Origin of the sequence: Streptomyces sp. NPDC048331 (genome assembly GCF_043201215.1) — a bacterium.
Classification (GTDB): domain Bacteria; phylum Actinomycetota; class Actinomycetes; order Streptomycetales; family Streptomycetaceae; genus Streptomyces.
In genome coordinates, this window is sequence record NZ_JBICYT010000022.1 from 45,388 (window position 1) to 60,529 (window position 15,142).

The 15,142-nt window shown below is 71.9% G+C and carries 12 protein-coding genes; 8 read left to right on the forward strand and 4 right to left on the reverse strand.

Annotation, left to right across the window (positions count from 1 at the left end):
• Positions 1–7: 7 nt before the first annotated feature.
• The 3 genes from ACGFYY_RS27805 to ACGFYY_RS27815 are packed head-to-tail and all read right to left on the reverse strand — an operon-like array spanning position 8 to position 3,653.
• On the reverse strand, positions 8–2,347 hold the full coding sequence (locus ACGFYY_RS27805; RefSeq protein WP_393713423.1) for an ABC transporter permease: 2,340 nt from the start codon (positions 2,345–2,347) through the stop codon (positions 8–10).
• Positions 2,348–2,349: 2 nt separating this feature from the next.
• Positions 2,350–3,150 (reverse strand): ABC transporter ATP-binding protein, encoded by an 801-nt coding sequence (locus ACGFYY_RS27810; RefSeq protein ID WP_393713425.1) that lies wholly within the window; start codon positions 3,148–3,150, stop codon positions 2,350–2,352.
• Positions 3,147–3,653, reverse strand: coding sequence for a PadR family transcriptional regulator (locus tag ACGFYY_RS27815; RefSeq protein WP_266385967.1), 507 nt, complete (start codon positions 3,651–3,653; stop codon positions 3,147–3,149). The genes ACGFYY_RS27810 and ACGFYY_RS27815 overlap by 4 nt, the downstream gene beginning before the upstream one ends.
• 167 nt (positions 3,654–3,820) lie before the next feature.
• On the opposite strand from ACGFYY_RS27815, the gene ACGFYY_RS27820 reads away from it, so the two are divergent.
• From ACGFYY_RS27820 to ACGFYY_RS27845, 6 genes are all read left to right on the forward strand, one after another.
• A complete protein-coding gene (locus tag ACGFYY_RS27820; RefSeq protein ID WP_365268316.1) occupies positions 3,821–5,095 on the forward strand; it encodes an ABC transporter substrate-binding protein in 1,275 nt (424 codons plus the stop codon).
• 213 nt (positions 5,096–5,308) lie between these two features.
• Positions 5,309–6,991: an alpha-amylase family glycosyl hydrolase gene (locus tag ACGFYY_RS27825; protein ID WP_393713428.1), complete on the forward strand. Its 1,683-nt coding sequence runs from the start codon at positions 5,309–5,311 to the stop codon at positions 6,989–6,991.
• Positions 6,992–7,092: 101 nt separating this feature from the next.
• Positions 7,093–8,427, forward strand: a complete 1,335-nt coding sequence (locus tag ACGFYY_RS27830) for an ABC transporter substrate-binding protein (protein ID WP_393713430.1) — start codon at positions 7,093–7,095, stop codon at positions 8,425–8,427.
• Between the two features lie 10 nt (positions 8,428–8,437).
• Positions 8,438–9,772 (forward strand): ABC transporter permease subunit, encoded by a 1,335-nt coding sequence (locus ACGFYY_RS27835; protein ID WP_393713432.1) that lies wholly within the window; start codon positions 8,438–8,440, stop codon positions 9,770–9,772.
• On the forward strand, positions 9,769–10,716 hold the full coding sequence (locus ACGFYY_RS27840; protein WP_393713434.1) for a carbohydrate ABC transporter permease: 948 nt from the start codon (positions 9,769–9,771) through the stop codon (positions 10,714–10,716). The genes ACGFYY_RS27835 and ACGFYY_RS27840 overlap by 4 nt, the downstream gene beginning before the upstream one ends.
• Before the next feature lie 192 nt (positions 10,717–10,908).
• Positions 10,909–11,301: an Imm7 family immunity protein gene (locus tag ACGFYY_RS27845; RefSeq protein ID WP_393713436.1), complete on the forward strand. Its 393-nt coding sequence runs from the start codon at positions 10,909–10,911 to the stop codon at positions 11,299–11,301.
• A gap of 56 nt (positions 11,302–11,357) precedes the next feature.
• On the opposite strand, the gene ACGFYY_RS27850 is transcribed toward ACGFYY_RS27845, so the two are convergent.
• Positions 11,358–12,599: a saccharopine dehydrogenase family protein gene (locus tag ACGFYY_RS27850; protein WP_393713438.1), complete on the reverse strand. Its 1,242-nt coding sequence runs from the start codon at positions 12,597–12,599 to the stop codon at positions 11,358–11,360.
• A gap of 111 nt (positions 12,600–12,710) precedes the next feature.
• Here ACGFYY_RS27850 and ACGFYY_RS27855 point away from each other — a divergent pair, with 111 nt between their 5' ends.
• Positions 12,711–13,454, forward strand: a complete 744-nt coding sequence (locus ACGFYY_RS27855) for a TetR/AcrR family transcriptional regulator (RefSeq protein WP_393713440.1) — start codon at positions 12,711–12,713, stop codon at positions 13,452–13,454.
• Positions 13,455–13,571: 117 nt separating this feature from the next.
• Positions 13,572–15,116: an APC family permease gene (locus tag ACGFYY_RS27860; protein WP_393713442.1), complete on the forward strand. Its 1,545-nt coding sequence runs from the start codon at positions 13,572–13,574 to the stop codon at positions 15,114–15,116.
• Positions 15,117–15,142: the final 26 nt, after the last annotated feature.

The following is a 15,142-nucleotide window of genomic DNA, read 5'->3' on the forward strand; positions in this document are numbered from 1 at the left end:
CGGAGCGTCAGAGTGTCTCGCTGAGCGAGTCGGCCGGCCGCCGCCGTGCCGCCCGTGCCGCGGGCAGTGCCGCCGCCACCACCGCGCCCAGCACCGCTCCGACGATCACGGTCGCGAGTACGGCCGGTGAGGGCGGTTGGGCGACGCCCGCGCCGATCCCGCTGGAAGCCCCCTGGGTGTCCACCAGCCATCTGCCGAGCAGTGCCCCCACAGCCGTGCCCACCACGGCGGAGGCCAGTGCCGTCAGTCCGGCGGCCGTCACGATCATCGAGCCGATCTGCCGGGGGGTCAGCCCGATCGCCTTCAGCGCGAGCAGGTCCCGGCCCCGGTCCCGTACGCCCGTACCGATCAGCGTCAGCAGCTCGATCAGCCCGATCAACGCGAGGACCGCGATCAGGGCGGCGATCACCGCGCGCGCCGGTTCCAGCCGGTCGACCGGGTTCGGCGTCTGCCGGACCTCCAGGCTGCCGCCCGCGGTCGCGGCGAGCGCGGCGCTGACGGCCACGGGGTCGGCGCCCTCGCGCAGGACGAGGGCGTGGAAGTCGGGACGCAGCTCCGGATCGCGCTCCCGCAGTGCGTCGATGGTCGTGGTGATCACCCGGCCCCCGGAGTCGGGTTCGATGGTGCGGCCGACGACGTGCAGGATCTGCGGCCGTCCCTCGACGGTCATCCGTACCCAGGCGCCGACGCGGACCCCGAGGAGGTCGAGCAGCCCTTGCCCGGCGACCGCCTCGTCCGGGCCGGCGGCCGCGCGGCCTTCGACCACCTTGGAGGGGTACGGGTGCTGGGCGGTGCCCAGGCCTCGGAGCGTGATCGTGCCGGTCTGTCCCGGGACGAGCGCGGCCATCTCGGCGCCGGGGTGGACCGCGGCGACGCCCTGGACGGCCGCGAGGGCCCGCTCCTGCTCCGCGTCGTTCGCCCCGGCCGACTGTCCGGCCCGTACGGTCAGCGCCGCGGGCAGTCCCATCTGCGCGGGCCGGGTGCGGAACTGGTCGAGGGTCGACCAGGCGACGAGTGCGACGCTGATGAGGACCAGCGGCAGGGCGAGCCGGGCCACGGCGGCGAGCGTCCGGCCGCGCCGGGGGAAGGCGGCTCGCCATCCCAGGACCAGGGCGGGGGGCACGCGGACGCCGAGGGCTCGTCTGCCGAGCGCGGTCATCGGCGCGGCGGTCGGCAGCGCCGCGCGGGCCACCGGCACCGGGGGGACGCGGCCGGCCCGCCAGGCCGAGATCCCGGTCGCGGCGGCGATGAGCAGGACCGCGCCGCAGGGGATGCCGATCATGAGCGCGGTGTGGCCGGGCAGGTCCTGCCATACCGTGGTCGCTTCCCCGATGCGCCCGGGTATCCGGGAGCCGAGCAGGGCGATCGCGACCGTGCCGAGGGTCACGCCGAGCAGGGCGAAGGCCAGGTGCTGTACGAGGAAGCCGCGGGTCACCTGGCCGGGGGTGAAGCCGACGGCCTTGAGGACGGCGATGTCGCGGAGCTGGCCGCGGACGCGGGCGCCGACCGCTCCGGCGGCGGCGAGCGCCGCCGCGAGCAGTGCGCCGAGCCCGAAGACGGCGAACATCTGCCCGAGCAGCCGGTCGTCGCCGCCTGCCTCGTCGCGTGCCTGCTGCCACTTGGTGACCTGGGCGACCCGGTCGGCTCCGAGGAGTGTCACGGCCCGCTGGACCGTGAAGTCGGTGTCGTCCGGGTCGCTCAGGCGCAGGCCCACGCTCTGCCCGGTGTCGCCGTGGGCGACCTCGTCGAGGGTGCCGTCGAGCACCCAGCCGATGCCGGGTCCGCCGCCCGGGTGGTAGCGGGGCTCGGCCACCTCGGCGATCCCGGCGACCTCCAGCGCGTGCGGCGCGCCGTCCGGGCCGGTGACCCGTACGGTGTCGCCCGGTTCGGCCCAGAGGGCTCGTGCGACGGAGGCCTCCAGTACGACGGCGCCGTTGCCGGCACCGGGGCCGCCGGTGGCGGTGTCCGGTGCGGTGAGCCAGCTGCCGTCGGTGACGAGCGGCCGTCCGGTCTCGGGGGGCGTCGCTCCGGCCGCGCGCAGCGTCACGCCGACGCGGGCGCCGCGCGACTCGACCGTCGTCGCCGTCGTGCGGTAGGGCCCGGAGAGGGCGGCGACTCCGTCCACGCGGGACAGGGCGGCGGTGTCCGCTCCGGCGCGGGTGTGCAGCCAGATGTGTGCGCCGTGGGACTGGTTGAAGACGCGCTGCCAGGGGTTGGCGGCGTAGCCGAACAGCGCGCCGGCCAGCAGGAGCGAGGCGATGATCCCGGCGCTGGCCAGGACGACGAAGAGGGCTTCGCCGCGGTGTGCGCGGAAGTCGGCGTGCGCCCAGCGCAGCGTGGCCCGCACGGTCACTCCTTGCGTTCCAGGTCCAGGTCCAGCACGCCGGAGACACCGCGGGCCGGCTCGCGGCGGCCGCCGCCGAGCTGGGCGTCGTCGGCTATGCGCCCGTCGAAGAAGCTGATGACGCGGTCGGCTGCGCTGGCCATCCGGGCGTCGTGGGTGACCATCACGATCGTCTGGCCGCGCTGGTGGAACCGGGAGAGCAGCCGCAGCACCTCGCGGGTGCCCTTGCTGTCGAGACTGCCGGCCGGTTCGTCGGCGAGCAGCAGTGCCGGGTGGTTGACCAGGGCGCGGGCGAGTGCGACCCGCTGCTGTTCGCCGCCGGACAGCTCGCCGGGCATCGCGCGTTCTCGGCCTTCGAGGCCGAGTTCGGAGAGCAGTTCGGCACGGGAGGCGCGGGCGGCCTTCGGGGAGGCTCCGGCGAGCAGGGCGGGGAGTTCGACGTTGTCGGCGACGGTGAGGTTGGAGACCAGGTTGAAGAACTGGAAGACGACGCCGATGCTGCGGCGCCGCAGGACCGCCCAGCGAGCCTCGCGGTACTCGTCGACCCGCTCTCCGCCGATCCACAGCTTTCCGCTGTCGGGGCGCTGGAGGCCGCCGATGAGGTGCAGCAGTGTGGATTTTCCGGCCCCGGAGGGCCCGGTGACGGCGACGAACTCGCCGGGTCGGACGGCCAGGTCCACCCCGCGTACGGCGTGCACCGGTACGCCCTCGCCGTGGTGTGTCTTGGTCAGGCCCTCGGCGCGCACGATGGGCTCGGCGGGGGCGCCGGACTCGCCGGGAGCGGCGGTGGTGGCGTCGTCGCTCATTCCAGCTCCTCCTGGCAGCGTTCCAGCCAGTCGAGGTCGGCCTGTAGGTGCAGCATGGCGCCCTCGATCAGCAGTTGGGAGATCTTGTTGTCGCGGTCCTCCGCCGCGGCCAGCTTGGACAGGTCCCGCATGGTGTTGAGGTACTGCCGTCGCTGCTTGTTGATCAGCGCGACCGGGTCGGCCAGACCCGATCGGGGTGCGAGGGCGAGTTTCATGAAGAACTCGTCCCGTACCCGGGGTTCCTCGGCGGTGTCCTCGAACCAGGCCTGCACGGCCTCGCGTCCGGCGTCCGTCAGCCGGTAGGTGCGCTTGTTGGGGCGTCCCGACTGTTCGACGTCCTCGCCTTCGATCAGGCCGCTCTTCTCGAGCCGTCCGAGGGTGACGTAGATCTGGCCGACGTTGGGCTGAGGGTACGCGGCGCCCAGGAGCTTCTCAAGGTCCTGCTTCAGCTCGTAACCGTGCGCAGGGCTACGGGTGAGGAGCGCAAGGAGCGCCAGCCGCACTCGCTCCCCCTCCTTCCCGCTCCGTAGTCAACGGTTCACTCGGCAGCGGGCCGAGTTGCGCCGCCGTCCGTCTCGTCTGCCTGGGCGTCTAGTATCGCCCATGCCTAACGGGTATATATAGGCCACGATGGTCGGCGACGCAGCCGGATCGTGCACGGGAGGAATCTATGCGGTGGATGCGTGCCGCGGGTAGAGCTCTCCTGGTCGGGGCGGTGGTCCTGGCGGGATACACCGGTCTCGGCGCCCGCGCCGACGCGGGTCACGCGTCCGAGGACCGCGGTCCGCTGACGCTCGTGACGGCGGGCGATCTGACGAACTACCTTCCTCCGCTGCTGGAGGACTGGAACGAGGCCCATCCCGACGAGCGCGTCACGCTCGTCGAACTGCCGGACTCGGCGGACGAGACCCGGGCCCAGATGATCAGTGAGCTGCGATCGGGCCGCGACCGGTTCGACGTACTGAACATCGACGTCGCCTGGACGTCCGAGTTCGCGGCGGCCGGTTGGATCTCTCCGCTCCGGCGGGAGCGCTTCCCGCTGGATTCCTTCCTGCGGCCCGTCGTGGACACCGCGACCTTCGACGGTCGGCTGTACGCGGTGCCGTACGTCACCAACGCGGGGCTGCTCTACTACCGCAAGGACATCCTGGAGCGGGAGGGCGAGGAAGCACCGCGCACCTGGGAGGAGCTGGCCCGGCAGGCGCGCACGATCGCCCCGAAGTACGGACTGGACGGTTACGCCGGTCAGTTCCTGCCGTACGAGGGGCTCACGGTCAATGTCACCGAGGCGGTGCACTCGGCGGGCGGATCGATCCTGCGCGACGACGGGGCCCGTGTGAGCGTGGACTCGGACGCGGCGCGCGCCGGCCTGCGGTTCCTCGCGGACGGTGTGCGGGAGGGGTGGATCTCCCGCGACGCGCTCGGTTACAAGGAGGAGGAGTCGCGGCGGGCCTTCCAGGACGGCCGGCTGCTCTTCCTGCGGAACTGGCCCTACGTGTACGCGGACGCGAGCGCGGAAGGGTCGAAGGTCGCGGGCAGGTTCGGTGCCGTGCCGCTGCCCGGACCCGACGGGCCCGGTACCAGTGTGCTGGGCGGCTCCAACCTCGCCGTGAGCAGCCGTGCGCGGCATCCCGCGTCGGCGGCCGACCTGATCTCCTACCTCACCAGTGAGCGGGTCCAGCGGCAGGTGCTGACCAAGGGCTCGCTGCCTCCGGTGCGGGCCGCGCTGTACGAGGACCCCGAGCTGGTCCGGGCGTATCCGTACCTGCCCACATTGCGCCAGAGCGTCCTGTCGGCGGTGCCGCGCCCCAAGAGTCCGCGCTACGACCAGGTGAGCCTCGCCGTGCAGGCCGTGGCGCAGGACCTGCTGGCACTGCGCCAGACGCCGGAGCAGGCGGCGGCTCGGCTCGCACGTGAGCTCGGCACCATCTCCCGCGCGGGCTGATCGCACTTCTCCGCTCCCTCCTCCAGGGCCTCTACTTACATGTTAAGTAGAGGCCCTTCGTCATGCATGTGGTCAATCAGGGACAAAACACCCCAGCTTTTCGCTGTTTCTGGACACATCGTTGACACCTTCCGGTCGCTGCTACTTAACATGCATGCATAACAGCGCACCGATCCGGGGCGCTCTCGCATTCAGCAGACAGGTCGACGCGAGATGCTCAGCACCCTTCCGGCCGCCACCGGCCACCCCTCCCCCGCCTCCACCACCTCGGCCCCTTGGTGGCGTGACGCGGTGATCTACCAGGTCTACGTCCGCAGCTTCCTCGACAGCACCGGGGACGGCATCGGTGACCTGGCCGGCGTCCGTGCCGGGCTCCCCTACCTGCGCAAGCTCGGGGTCGACGGCATCTGGCTCAGCCCCTTCTACCCGTCGCCGCAGCACGACCACGGCTACGACGTCGCCGACTACCGCGGCGTCGACCCGGTCTACGGCGACCTCGCGGAGTTCGACCGGCTGGTGGCCGACGCCCGCCGGCTCGGGCTGAAACTGCTGCTCGACATCGTTCCGAACCACTGCTCCAGCGAGCACCCGTGGTTCCAGGAGGCGCTCGCCGCGGGGCCGGACAGCCCGGAGCGCGCCCGTTTCCACTTCGCTCCCGGCCGGGGCCCGGACGGGGCGGAGCCTCCGAACAACTGGCGTGCCATGTTCGGCGGTCCCGCCTGGAGCCGGGTCGCCGGATCCGACGGCGCCCCCGGCGAGTGGTACCTGCACCTCTTCACGCCCGAGCAGCCCGACCTGAACTGGCGTGATCCGGTGGTGGGTGACGAGTTCGAGGGGGTGCTGCGCTTCTGGCTGGACCGCGGGGTCGACGGGTTCCGCATCGACGTCGCCGCCGGACTGTTCAAGCACCCCGCGCTGCCCGACTCGGACGACCCCGGGGCCGACGAACGGGCCCGCGACGCCATCAACCAGCTGGCCTGGAACCAGCCCGAGGTGCACGGCGTGTGGCGGCGCTGGCGCTCGGTCTGCGAGGAGTACACCGCTCGGGACGGGCGCGAGCGGCTGCTGGTCGGCGAGGTGTCCGTGCCCACCGCGCGGGAGCACGCCGAGTACGTGCGCCCCGACGAACTGCACCAGGCGTTCTTCTTCGACCTGCTCAGCGCCCCCTGGGACGCCGACGCCTTCCGGACGACGATCACCGACGCGATGCGCGACATCGCCGGCACCGGCTCCAGCGTCACCTGGGTGCTGAACAACCACGACCAGGTCCGCACCGTCACCCGCTACGCCGGTGAGCCCGGGGTGGAAGGCAGCGGTCTGGGAGCGGCCCGCGCCCGCGCCGCGGCCCTCCTGATGCTCGCACTGCCCGGCGCCGCCTACATCTACCAGGGCGAGGAACTCGGCCTCCCCGAGGTGCTCGACCTGCCCGACGAAGTCCTCACCGATCCGATCTTCCGCCGTACGGGCAGCCGCGCGCGGGTCCGGGACGGCTGCCGCGTGCCGCTGCCCTGGTCCGGGCACGCCTCGCCGTTCGGCTTCTCCGGGGAGGCGGCCGGCGCCAAACCGTGGCTGCCGCAGCCCGAGTGGTTCGCCGAGCACGCCACCGACCGGGCCCTGGCCGACACCCGGTCCTTCTGGCACCTCTACCGCGACGGGCTCCAGCTGCGGCGCACCCTGCCGCAACTGGGCGAAGGCCCCCTGCACTGGCTGGACACGCCTCCTCAGGTGCTCGCGATCAGCCGCGGCGACGGCCTCGTCTGCGCGGTGAACTTCGGCACCGAGCCGGTACCCGCCCCGGTCGCCGGCACTCCGCTGCTCGCCAGCGGTCCCTGTCCCGACGGGGTGCTCCCCGCGGCGACCGCTGCCTGGTGGACGGCCGACTGCCCGACCCCGTGATCCCCGGCGCCTGACCTCCCCGCTCCTCTCCCTTCCGCGCACCCCCTCCCCGTACGTCCGGACCCCGCCCCGAGCCCGGACCTCCAGACAAGGACTCCCTCATGCGACGACCCAGCAAGACGACCCGGCGGACCGCGGCCACCGCATCTGCGGCCCTCACCCTCGCCCTCGGTGCCACCGCCTGCGGCGGCGGCACCACGGGACCCGCGAGCGGCGGCGAACTCAGCGGTCAGACCGTGACCGTGGCAGGCGTCTGGACCGGCGGCGAGCAGCAGAACTTCAAGAAGGTCCTGGACGCCTTCACCGAGAAGACCGGTGCGAAGACGGTCTTCATACCCTCCGGCGACAACGTCTCCACCTTCGTCGGAAGCAAGATCGAAGGCGGCAACGCGCCCGATGTGGTGATGGTCCCCCAGGTGGGTGTCCTCCAGCAGTTCGCCGGCAAGGGCTGGCTCCAGCCCCTGTCCGACCAGGCCGCCGGTAAGGCCGGCTCCACCCTCGCCCCGGTGTGGAAGAACTACGGCACCGTCGACGGCACGTACTACGGCCTCTACTTCAAGGCCGCCCACAAGTCGACCGTCTGGTACGCCCCCGAGTCGTTCGCCCAGGCCGGTGTCGCCGAGCCCACGAGCTACACCGACATGCTGAAGGCCGGCCGCACGCTCGCCGACTCCGGCCGCCCCGCCTTCGCCGTGGCAGGCGAGGACGGCTGGACCCTCACCGACTGGTTCGAGAACATCTACCTTTCCCAGGCCGGACCGGAGAAGTACGACCAGCTCGCCCAGCACGAGCTCAAGTGGACCGACGAAAGCGTCGTCAAGGCCCTGACCACCCTCGGCGAGCTGTTCAAGGACAAGCAGCTCGTCGCCGGCGGTGCCCAGACGGCTCTGAGCACCGACTTCCCCACGTCCGTCGCGCAGGTCTTCGGCCCCGAGCCCAAGGCGGGCATGGTCTACGAGGGCGACTTCGTCGGCGGGGTGGCCAAGGACCAGTTCGGCAAGAAGCTCGGCAAGGACGCCAAGTTCTTCCCCTTCCCCGCGGTCGACGGCGGCAAGGCGCCGGTCGTCAGCGGCGGTGACGCGGCCGTGGTCCTCAAGGACGCGAAGAACAGCAAGGCCGGCATGCGGCTGGTCGAATACCTGGCCGGCTCCGAGGCGGCCGAGGTCTGGGCCCGCGCCGGTGGCTTCCTGTCCCCCAACAAGGAGGTCGACATCGCCTCGTACGGCGACGAGATCACCCGCAGCACCGCCAACTCCCTCATCACGGCGGGCGACTCGATCCGCTTCGACATGTCGGACCAGGCCCCGGCCGCGTTCGGCGGCACCAAGGGCGCGGGTGAGTGGAAGCTCCTCCAGGACTTCCTGCGCGACCCGTCGGACCCGCGGGGCACGGCCGCGAAGCTCGAGGCCGAGGCCGCCAAGGCCTACGGGAACTGAGGCGACGTCCATGGCTGACACCGTGACCGCCGCCCGCGGCCCGGCCGACGGGCGGCGCCTGGCCCGGCGCAGAAGGCGCCGACTCGCCATCGTCTTCGTCCTGCCCGCCCTGCTGCTGCTCGGCGCGCTGGTCGTCTACCCGGTCCTCTTCTCCTTCGGCCGTAGCCTCTTCGACGCCGACGGCGACCGTTTCGTCGGGGCCGCCAACTACGCGGCGATCGTGCAGGACCAGGCCACGCTCAAGGCGATCCGTAACAGCGCCCTCTGGGTCGTCGTCGCCCCCACCCTGCTGACCGGACTCGGGCTGATGCTCGCCGTGCTCACCGAGAAGGTGCGCTGGGCGACCGCGTTCAAACTCGTACTCTTCCTGCCGATGGCCGTGTCGTTCCTCGCCGCCGGCATCATCTTCCGGCTCGCCTACGAGCAGGACCCGTCCCGCGGCGTGCTCAACGCCGCCGTCGTCGGCGTCCACGACAGCTTCGGGGACACCGCCGCCTATCCGACGGCCCGGGTCCGGGAGGGCCACGGCCTCACGGGCGGGGCCGGCGGCCCGTACAGCACCGAGAACACCGTACGTCCCGGCCACGCGGTCGGGCTGGGCTTCATCGGGGTGGCGCCCGACGCGATGCCGGCCGGGGCGAAGGCCGCGGCCCCCGCGAAGCCCGAGCCGGGCAGCATCGGGGGCGTCGTCTACCTCGACTTCGCCCCCGGCGGCGCCGGCACCCCGGGCCGTATCGACCCGGGCGAGAACGGGCTGCCGGGCATGACGGTCGAGGCCGTACGGGACGGCCGGGTGGCCGCCACCGCCGTCACGGCCGAGGACGGATCGTTCCGCTTCGACGGACTGGCCGACGGCCCGTACACGGTGAAACTGCCCGCGGCCAACTTCGCCGCCCCGTACCAGGGGGTGAACTGGCTCGGTCCGGCGCTGGTCACTCCGGCCATCATCGGCGCCTACCTGTGGGTGTGGACCGGCTTCGCGATGGTCCTGATCGGCGCCGGCCTCGCGGCCATCCCGCGGGACGCCCTGGAGGCCGCGCGGATGGACGGTGCCTCGGAGGGCCAGATCTTCCGCAAGATCACCGTGCCGCTGCTCGCTCCGGTGCTCACCGTCGTCTTCGTGACCCTGGTGATCAACGTCATGAAGGTCTTCGACCTCGTCTACATCATCGCGCCCGGACCGGTCCAGGAAGAGGCCAACGTACTGGCCACCCGCATGTGGCTGGTCTCCTTCGGCGGCGGCAACGACCAGGGGCTCGGCAGCGCGCTCAGCGTGGTGCTCCTCCTGCTCGTCGTCCCGGCGATGGTCTTCAACATCCGGCGCTTCCGAAGGAGTGGAGCATGAGCAGCGGCCACGGCACGATCGAGCGCCGACGGCCCCGGCGGACGGCGGATGTCCGCCCGCTCCCCGGCCCGTCGGCGAAGCGGCCCGGCCCCGGGCGCCGGCGCGGGAATCGGCTGTCGCGCCTGCTGAGCAGCTCACTCGTCCAGGGTGCGCTGCTCCTGGTGGCCCTCGTGTGGATCACCCCCCTGGCGGGCCTGCTGATCTCCTCGCTGCGTTCCGAGGGCGACAACGCCTCCGACGGCTGGTGGACCGCGCTCGGCGATCCGTCCCAACTGTCCCTGGACAACTACAGCGCGTTGCTCAAGGACTCCGGCATCGCGGAGGCGTTCGGGAACACCGTCCTGATCTCCGTGCCGACCACCGCCCTGGTCGTCGCCATCGCGGCACTCGCCGGATACGCCTTCGCGTGGCTGGAGTTCCCCGGCCGGGACGCCATCTTCCTGGTGGTCGTGGGACTGCTGGTGGTGCCCGTGCAGATCGGACTGCTGCCCGTGGCCAAACTCTTCGGCGCGGTGGGGCTGTTCGGCACGGTCGCGGGGGTCGTCCTCTTCCACGTCGCCTACGGGCTACCGTTCGCGATCTTCCTGCTGCGCAACTACTTCGCCGAGATACCGCGCGAAATGTTGGAAGCCGCCCGGATGGACGGTGGCAGCGAATGGCGGATCTTCTCGCGGCTGGTGCTGCCGCTCGGCCGTCCGGCCATCGCGAGCCTGGCCATCTTCCAGTTCCTCTGGGTCTGGAACGACATGCTCGTGGCGCTGCTCTTCGCGGACAGCGGGTCCCAGCCGCTCACGGTCGCGCTGCAGTCCCAGATGCGGCAGTTCGGAAGCAACATCGGCGTCCTCGCGCCCGGGGCGTTCCTGTCCCTGGTGGTCCCGCTGATCGTCTTCTTCGCCTTCCAGCGGCACTTCGTCCAGGGGGTGATGGCGGGCTCGGTGAAGTAACCGCCGACCGCCACGCCTTGCTACGGCAGCGGGCCCCACGGCCGGTCGACAGACCGCGTCCGTGGGGCCCGCTCCGGTGTCGTCGTACGGGGCCCTCGGCCGAGCCTCGCCTCGCGCACGGCCGGGTGTCCCACCGGGGCCGACCCTCCCGGGCCGCCGCGGCCTGTCGCCGATGCTGGATAGGCTCCCGGCATGTTCGAATACCACGGCTGGATCACGGTCCACGAGAGTGCCACGGACGACGACGATCCTGCCCGGCAGGCCGAGATCGCCGAGAGTCTTCAGCGCCGCGTCGACGAGATCACCGGCCCCTACCTGCTCGACCTGCGCTGGATGAACGGCGAGCTCTTCCTCCATCTCGGGGGCTTCTCCAACCATCGCGCACCCGAGATCCTCGACCTGTTCCGGCACGTCGGCACGGTGGCACCCGGTTCGTACGGCCTGCTGCACGTGCGGGACGACGAGGATCCCCGGCACGAGAACGAGGTCCGTGTGCTGAGGCTGGTTCGGGGGAACGTCACCCAGCACACCGAGAAATCGCTGTCGCCGTGCATCCCCGTGCTCGAGGATCCGTTCGGCGGGTAGCGCCGCCGGTGGTGCGGCGGGCCGGGTTCGGCGGGCCGCGCCGGTGCGCCGGACGGTCAGTTGGCCGGGGTGTCGCCCTGTTCGCGCATGCCCCACGGGGAACCGTACGCGGTGAGCAGGTCCAGGAACGGGAGCGGCGGCAGGGCCTCGGGGCCCAGGACGCCGGGCTGCGACCAGATGCCGGTGGCCAGGAGTTCGAGGGCCACCACGGGGTTGACGGCGGTCTGCCAGACGACGGCCTGGGAGCCGTACTCGCGCATGGACCACTGGTTGTCGACCACGTGGTAGAGGTACACCTCGCGCGGCCGGCCGTCCTTGGTGCCCTTGACCCAGGTGCCGGCACAGGTCTTTCCGGTCATGCGGTCCCCGAGCGTCGCCGGGTCGGGCAGGCAGGCGGCGACCACGTCGCGGGGCGAGACCCGGACCTCGGTGCCGTCCTCGCTGCGGACCGCGACCCGTTCGGTGGAGTCCAGACCGAGGGCGTGGAGCGTCTTGAGCTTGCCGATGAAGTCGTCGCCGAGGCCGTACTTGAAGGTGACCCGGCGCGCTCCGACCCAGCGCGGGACGAGAAGGACCTCCTCGTGTTCGACGTTGACGCACTCGACGGGGCCGATGCCCTCGGGAAAGTCGAAGACCTCCGGCTCGCTGAACGGTTCGGTGGTGAACCAGCCGCGCTCGCGCTCGTACACCACGGGCGGGTTCAGGCACTCCTCGATCGTCGTCCAGATGTTGAAGGACGGGGCGAAGTCGTAGCCCTCGACCGCCAGGTTCGCCCCGTCGCGGATGCCGATCTCGTCGATGTCGTCGAAGAGCTGGTCGGCGGCGTAGCGGGCGAAGACGTCCGATAGCCCGGGCTCGACGCCCATGCCGACGAGGGCGAGACGGCCCGACTTCGCCCATTCCTCGGCCCGTTCGAACTGCTCGTCACCGAGCTTGACCCCGCAGGCGCTGTGCGGGTGCACGGGGTGGGGGCGGGAGAGGGACATGGCCATGTCGAGGTAGTGGCTGCCGGCCGCGAGCGCGGCGTTGAACAGGGGCATCACGAAGCGTGGGTCGGTCGCGTTCATCAGGACGTCGCATCCGCGCTCGGTGAGCAGGCTCGTGACCGCCGCCTCGTCGGAGGCGTCGACGCGGCAGGCGCTGAAACGCCGCTCGTCGCCGCCCAGGGCCGCGACCGCGGCCTCCGCGCGGGCCAGGTCGTAGTCGGCGACGACGAAGTGGTCGAAGAAGTCGCGGCGGGCGGCGATCTTGGTGATCGCGCTCCCGACACCGCCGGCACCCACAAGCAGAACACGCATGGCGAGGTCCTTTCTCGGTGAGGCGTGCGCCTCGGGGCTGATGGAACCGTTCCGTCCGAGTTAAGGTCAATGGTGTTGGCATAAGGATGGGCCGTACGGACGGAGACAGCGATGGCGAAGGACGTGGTCCCCGAGGAGGCTCGTAGGCGGCGGCGCCCGACCCGGCAGGGGACGGTGCTCTCCGAGCGGCTGATCGTCGAGACGGCCCTGCGGATGGTGCGCGAGCACGGGAGCGCGGGCCTGTCCGCCCGGCGGCTGGGCGCCGCGCTGGGGGCCGACCCCAGCACTCTGTACCGGTACTTCGACGGCATGGACGGGCTCACCCTGGCGATCGGCGAGGAGCTGATCGGCCGGGCGCTCGACGGCTGGGTCCCGACCGGGCGGTGGCGCGAGGACCTGCGCTCGCTCGGGCTGCGCATCCACGGCGCCTACCTCGCCCACCCGCAGGCCGCGCTGTTGACCGCGAGCCGGGTCAGCGGCCGGCCGCGCGAGATCGCGGCGGACGAGGCGATCCTCGGCAGCCTGCGCGGAGCGGGCTTCGCCGACGTCGACGCCGTACGGATCTACCACGCCTACATCGACCAGGCCCTGGCCTTCGCGGCGCTCGACGCGGGACCCCTCGCGCTGACGGAGAAGGCCCGCGAGTCGGACGAGGAGCGGTGGGAGTCGACGTACGCCCGGCTGCCGGCCGACGCCTACCCGAACATCGCGGCCACCGCCGGACTGCTGGCCGCCCGGATGCCCCACAGCGCGTACCCGGTGGCGCTGGAAATGCTGCTGGACACTGCCGAGCGGCAGCTCGAGGACGCGGCGGGTGCCGGGGGCGGGGGTGGGCGCGCGGCCGGGCGGGGGTGATCCGGCCTGCCGGGTGCGCTGGTGCCCGCTCTTATGCCAACACCATTGACCCTCTGCGCGAAGCACGGGTTTCCTCATCGCATTCACGCCCCGTTCACCGTGCACCAGTGAGGGACCATGGTCGAAGACACCCCGCGGACGCCTGCCGCCACCGCCACGCTCAGACCGAACGCGATCGGGTTCGTCGACGCCCTCGCCATCGGTCTGAACGCCACCTCGCCGGCGTACTCCCTGGCCGCCGTGATCGGGCCGATCGTCGCCCTGGTCGGCGTCCACGCGCCCGGGGTGATGCTCGCGTCGTTCGTTCCGATGGTGCTCATCGCTTCCGCTTTCTACTACCTGAACCGCGCCGATCCCGACTGCGGCACGACCTTTTCGTGGGTGACGCGTGCGTTGGGGCCCACGGCGGGCTGGCTGGGCGGCTGGGCGATCACCATGACCGGAGTCCTGGTGGTCGGCTCGCTCGCCGACGTGGCCGTCGACTTCGGTCTGCTGGCCGTCGGTCTGGACGGCTGGGCCGGGAACACCCTGATCCGCCAGGCCCTCACCGTGCTGGTGATCGTGACGATGGCGGCGCTGTGCGTGCGGGACACCCAGGCCGCGGCCCGTCTGCAGAACGTCCTCGTCCTGCTCCAGACCGTCTGCCTGTTCGTCTTCGCGGCCGTGGCCCTGTACCGGGTCTACGCCGGAACCGGCTCCCCGGGAGCGCTGCGGCCGTCCGTCGACTGGCTCGACCCGTTCGGATCCGGAAGCACGGCGCTGACCGGCGGGCTGCTGCTCGGCGTCTTCGTGTACTGGGGCTGGGAGTCGGCCGTCAACCTCACCGAGGAGACGAAGGACCCCTCCTCCGCCCCGGGCCGGGCCGGCATCTGGTCGACCGTGGTGCTCCTGGCCACCTACGTGTCCGTGGCCTTCGCGGTGGTCGCGTACGCCGGCACCGGCTACCTCGCCGCGCACGCCGACGACGAGGAAGCCGTCTTCGCCTCGCTGGCCCGGGAGGCCCTCGGCGGTTGGGACTGGATCGTCCTGGTCGCCGTCGCCACCTCGGCGCTCGCCTCCACCCAGACGACGATCATCCCGGCCTCCCGTACCGCGCTGTCCATGGCGCGCAAGCATGCCCTCCCCCGCCGGTTCGGTCTGATCCACGACCGGTACCGCACCCCCGCCGTCAGCACGTGGTGGGTCGCGGGCACGGCCACCGTCTGGTACCTGTTCATCCACCAGATCAGCGAGAACGCGCTCGCCGACTCGCTGACGGCCCTGTCCCTGCTGATCGCCTTCTACTACGCCCTCACCGGCATCGCCTGCGCGGTCTACCACCGGCGCCTGTTGACCGCGGGGGTGCGTGAGTTCCTGTTCATCGGCGCCGGCCCCGTCATCGGCGCGGGGATGCTGATCTGGCTGCTCGCCGAGGCGGTCGTCGACATGGCGGACCCCGCCAACTCCGCCGCCGGGACGTCCTGGTTCGGCCTCGGCCCGCCGCTGGTCATCGCCGTCGGCCTGAGTCTCGTAGGGCTGCTGGTGATGTTCGCCCGGCGCGCGGCGTCGGGGGCGTTCTGGGCGGAGCGCCCGAGCGTCCACGAGGCCCCGGTGGACGGCCTACGTGAGCCGGAGCGCCCCGAGGTGACGGAGCGGGCGCCCCGGCCCGCCGCACGGGGCTGAACGCGCGTGGGCGTACGAGCCGTCGT